This is a genomic window from Neglectibacter sp. X4, from assembly GCF_009917365.1.
GTDB lineage: Bacteria > Bacillota > Clostridia > Oscillospirales > Acutalibacteraceae > Acutalibacter.
In genome coordinates this window covers 1-4,024 of record NZ_QWLE01000109.1, presented here as the reverse complement: position 1 = coordinate 4,024, position 4,024 = coordinate 1, and the positions used below count along the sequence as shown (strand labels likewise).

Below are 4,024 nucleotides of genomic sequence, written 5' to 3'. Positions count from 1 at the left end.
GTGAGCTTTTCCTCGTTGCGTAGAGTTTTTCGCTGATTTTCGGGTCTTTTCTTTTCATTTTTGCTTTACAGTGCCTTTCAATCTTAAACTGAATTGACGGATATGCTTGCAGGACGCTTTCCCCTAGCTTAGCTGCTGTTGGCGTGATGCCATGAACATTTTGAAAAGCCCGATTAAAAGAAGTCGGAGAGGAATATCCATATTTTAATGCAACGTCTATTACCCTGCTGTCTGCCCGTTGCAATTCAAATGCCGCCTGCGTCATTTTTCGGCGGCGTATGTATTCCGCCAACGACACACCCGAAACATAGGAAAAAACACGCTGGAAATAATAGGGGGAACAACACGCAATGCGGGCTGCTTCATCATACGATATTTCCTTATCCAGATTATCTTCTATGTAATCAATGGCTTTTCCAAGCTTTTTCAACCATTCCATCCTTTTACCTCCTTGTCGTTAAGGATAGCTTATCGTGTCTACATGATGGCCTCTGCTAACAAGTTCCTGCGCATCTACTACGCCAAGGTAAAAGCTTACTTGGAATCTTTAGAGCACACCTAAACCCCTGCTTTGTAACAGTGGCCAGCCGCCTTTTCTTTTTTGAGATGCACTGCGGCTTGGTTTTGTGTGCCTTTTTCATCTGTTCAAAATTCTTGATTTTTCCCTTGACAAAACTTAGCAGGTCTTTTTCTATTGACAACTACTATAAATTATAGTATTATAATCTCCGCAATGCAAATACTATATTTTATAGTAGTATAAATAACATTATTTGTCAAGAGAAAGGAGTTCAAAATGAACAGTCAAAGCAAAAAGATGGAGCTGCTCGGCAGCACATCCATACCAAAAGCACTTTTAGCAATGGGCATCCCAACAATGATTGGCATGTTGGTAAATGCTTTCTACAACCTTGTTGACGCTTATTTTGTCGGCGGGCTAGGGGAGAGCCAGATGGGGGCAATCTCCGTGGTCTATCCGCTCGGACAGGTCGTTGTCGGTTTGGGTCTGCTGTTCGGAAACGGTGCGGCTTCTTACATTTCCCGATTGTTAGGTCGTGGGGATAAGGAAAATGCGGATAAAGTGGCAAGTACCGCTTTATACAGCAGCGTATCCGTAGGGGCGGTCATCATTATCATTTGATTTCAACATCAACTTTGCTAAAGATTCAGCCGTTGAACAGATTAAATAGTTATTAATATTGTTGAATTCGGGAACTTCTCTTTTAAAATCTACATTACTTCTTTGATATCCTTTTATTATATCTTCCAATCCTATTAGTTCCATCCACTTAAATCCAAACTTATGTGTCATAACCTTATTGACAAAAGCTCTCATTTTATTTTCTGCTTTAAATATTAACGGATATAACTGCATCCCTAAATATTCTGATTGTTCGTCAATAATCCAAGTACATATTTCCCATTCTTTCAATAATATTTCTTTCAAATATACTTTTAGTTTTTCCAAAAAAATATCATATTCATTAGTATCTGTCGGGGAAAATATGTAAATTCCTAATTGTGTTTGAGCCTTATCATTAAAAGTATCAATAGTAAATGATACAGAATATATCACGCCTGCTACTTCAACATTATATTCCTCATGAGCAATCCGTTCAGTCTGCCCCTTATATATACAATTCTTTATCTCTGAGAAATGTGCTTGGAGCTTATTCATAATATTTTTGCAATAATCTGTCCCTAAGTATTGTTCCTCTTTAATACTATCGCCAAAATCTTCATCATACGTTTCTTCTATCAAATATATCAATTCAATATTCTTGATATTATTAAACATAAATTCAATGGTCATAAAAACATTGTCCTCTCTTTATTTCATATTATGTAATATACATCATCATGTTGTAATACTGGATAATACAATCGGTATTTCTGAAAAATCGGAACACCAAATAACATTTAATCCGAGTGAATTTGCATCTTGTTCAAAAAGCATGGTAGCAATTTCGTTCGTTCTATTTTTTTGAGGTGCTTTTCTCATAATAATATAATGCTTGCATCTTTGATTTCTTCTCCACGATATATCTAATAATCGTCTTAAATTGGGGTCGGATAAACTTAAACCTACAAACAAACATATATTTGCAGAGAATGTGTTTAATTGAATTAGATTTGACCAACTATATGGGTCAATAAATTGTGAATGATATGCTTCCTCACTAAAAACCAAATTGGGACTGTCTATTTCTCTTTGATTTGGTAAAAATCCGTGTACATGAAAAATAGGCAAAGCATCCATTCCATATATTTGCCCCTCTTTCCATATAGGACAATATTCAATATTATTTTTTGATAATTCACATTCTATCAAATCATCAAAATTAAAAGTAATTATTGATTCTAAACATTTTCCTCTCCTCTTAGGACGAGCAAGTTCAACGATTGCTTTCATCATATTTGTTTCTAAAGCATAATTAATTATTTCTTGACCTTGCACCATCATTGATGATTCAAAATCTCGGTCTTGATTGTAATATGAGTATAAATGTTTTTGTACTACTTTCTCAAAATCATCTTTTAATACCAATCTTAAATATTTCCCTAAAATTAAATTTGATTGTGGCATTAGTGAAATCAAATCCTCTGCTAAAACTTTAGATTGTGGAATATTCAAATTTTCTTTAAAGAAAGCTTCATTAAGGATATTAACCAAGAGTTCATTCCAATCAGGTATAGAAGAATCTCTTGAAATCCCTGCTCCACATACCAACGTAAGCTGATTATCAATTAAAGCTTCTTTCAATAAACCGATTTTTTCCTCAAGGTCATTTTTTCTTGATGGTACTGCATCTCGCTTTTGAAGAAGAGTAGAACTCTCCTTATCAACACTTAATTGTGAAATACCCTTTAGTACAGCTTCTGTAACCTCCTCTGGGTCATTAACTTTTATAAATGTAATCCCCCTCAAAAAATCAGGTACAAATACATCACCAACTACAACCGGAAGGATATGAATACTATCGGTACTAAACATTACAGAACTCAATTCTGCTTGTGCCCATGATGAATTTACAAAATTCTCTGTAATAATAGCAATAAAAACATCGGCATCACTTAACTCAGTTTTTATTACTTCAAAAATATTTTTTCCTACATCAAAATTATTAACAGAGGCATCAAAAACTATATGTCCTTTTTCCATCAATATATCACAAAGTTTTATACACATATCTCTATCTCGACTAGAATGACTAATAAATATTTTCATTACAAACCTCCATCATCAATACTACCTCATTTTTTATTTTTTCTATTATATATCAAATTCTTAACAATTTCTACCTCTCGGCTATGTAAAAGACGGCATCAGCTCCATGCCAACACCGCCCTTTTCTCGGTCAGTCCGTTATAAAATCCCTGCCTTTTTCAGATACCCCACGCTGTCATAGCAGCCACTGAAGTAGACCGACTGCATCTCCATATCCGTAAGTTTGTTCTTAAGCTCCATCACTTTAATCAGTGCGGCACATTTCTGTTCGGATTGTGTCAAAGCCCGTACCTCCATCAGCGTTCCTCCCTGCTCTTTGATTTTTTTATTTTTTCCTGTTCCTTGATTTTTGCGAGGGCTTCTTTTGCCCATTCAGGCATCTTCTCTGACTTGATTTCCCCAAGCACGTCGCACCGTTCCCATCGGGCGTGCTTTCCATCCGCAAGGGAAGTGCCGAACACCGCCTGCCCCCTGCCGCCCAACGCTCCGTGACCGCCGTCCGCCAGTACAAGCTGGTAGGCAGAATGTCGGTATTCATGGCGGTTGACCTCGGCATTGATGACAACGACCTTTCCCACAATGCTGCCGCATTTATTATCTGGGATGCAGTTGTCTATGGTAAACGGGGTCATGTCAAACTTGAAATCTTAATTTTCAATTTTGTATCCACACCCCCAGACTGTTTTTATATATTGTGGCTTCAAATGAATCTCCCATTTTCTCACGAAGATGCCGAATATGAACAGTAATGGTGTTATTGCTTTTACTGAAATATTCATCCCCCCATATTTGATG

The 4,024-nt window shown here is 36.6% G+C and carries 5 protein-coding genes and 2 pseudogenes; 1 reads left to right on the top strand and 6 read right to left on the bottom strand.

Annotation, left to right across the window (positions count from 1 at the left end):
• On the bottom strand, positions 1-439 hold a 439-nt coding region (locus tag D1841_RS16670), incomplete at its 3' end, for a helix-turn-helix transcriptional regulator (protein WP_237076447.1).
• 357 nt (positions 440-796) lie between these two features.
• Between D1841_RS16670 and D1841_RS16665 the strand changes: the two are divergent.
• Positions 797-1,135: pseudogene (locus tag D1841_RS16665) on the top strand (MATE family efflux transporter); the annotation flags it as partial.
• Here the strand turns inward: D1841_RS16665 and D1841_RS16660 are convergent.
• The 5 genes and pseudogenes from D1841_RS16660 to D1841_RS16640 form a co-directional block, all read right to left on the bottom strand.
• The gene (locus D1841_RS16660; RefSeq protein WP_160644780.1) at positions 1,097-1,813 is read right to left on the bottom strand and encodes a hypothetical protein; all 717 of its coding nucleotides are present in this window, start codon (positions 1,811-1,813) and stop codon (positions 1,097-1,099) included. The pseudogene D1841_RS16665 and the gene D1841_RS16660 sit on opposite strands and share 39 nt — an antisense overlap.
• 45 nt (positions 1,814-1,858) lie before the next feature.
• Positions 1,859-3,229, bottom strand: a complete 1,371-nt coding sequence (locus D1841_RS16655; RefSeq protein WP_160644778.1) for a TIR domain-containing protein — start codon at positions 3,227-3,229, stop codon at positions 1,859-1,861.
• Between the two features lie 138 nt (positions 3,230-3,367).
• The gene (locus D1841_RS16650; protein WP_160644776.1) at positions 3,368-3,511 is read right to left on the bottom strand and encodes a DUF6664 family protein; all 144 of its coding nucleotides are present in this window, start codon (positions 3,509-3,511) and stop codon (positions 3,368-3,370) included.
• A 14-nt stretch (positions 3,512-3,525) separates the two neighbouring features.
• Positions 3,526-3,861: a hypothetical protein gene (locus tag D1841_RS16645; RefSeq protein WP_237076446.1), complete on the bottom strand. Its 336-nt coding sequence runs from the start codon at positions 3,859-3,861 to the stop codon at positions 3,526-3,528.
• Between the two features lie 15 nt (positions 3,862-3,876).
• Positions 3,877-4,024: pseudogene (locus tag D1841_RS16640) on the bottom strand (helix-turn-helix domain-containing protein); the annotation flags it as partial.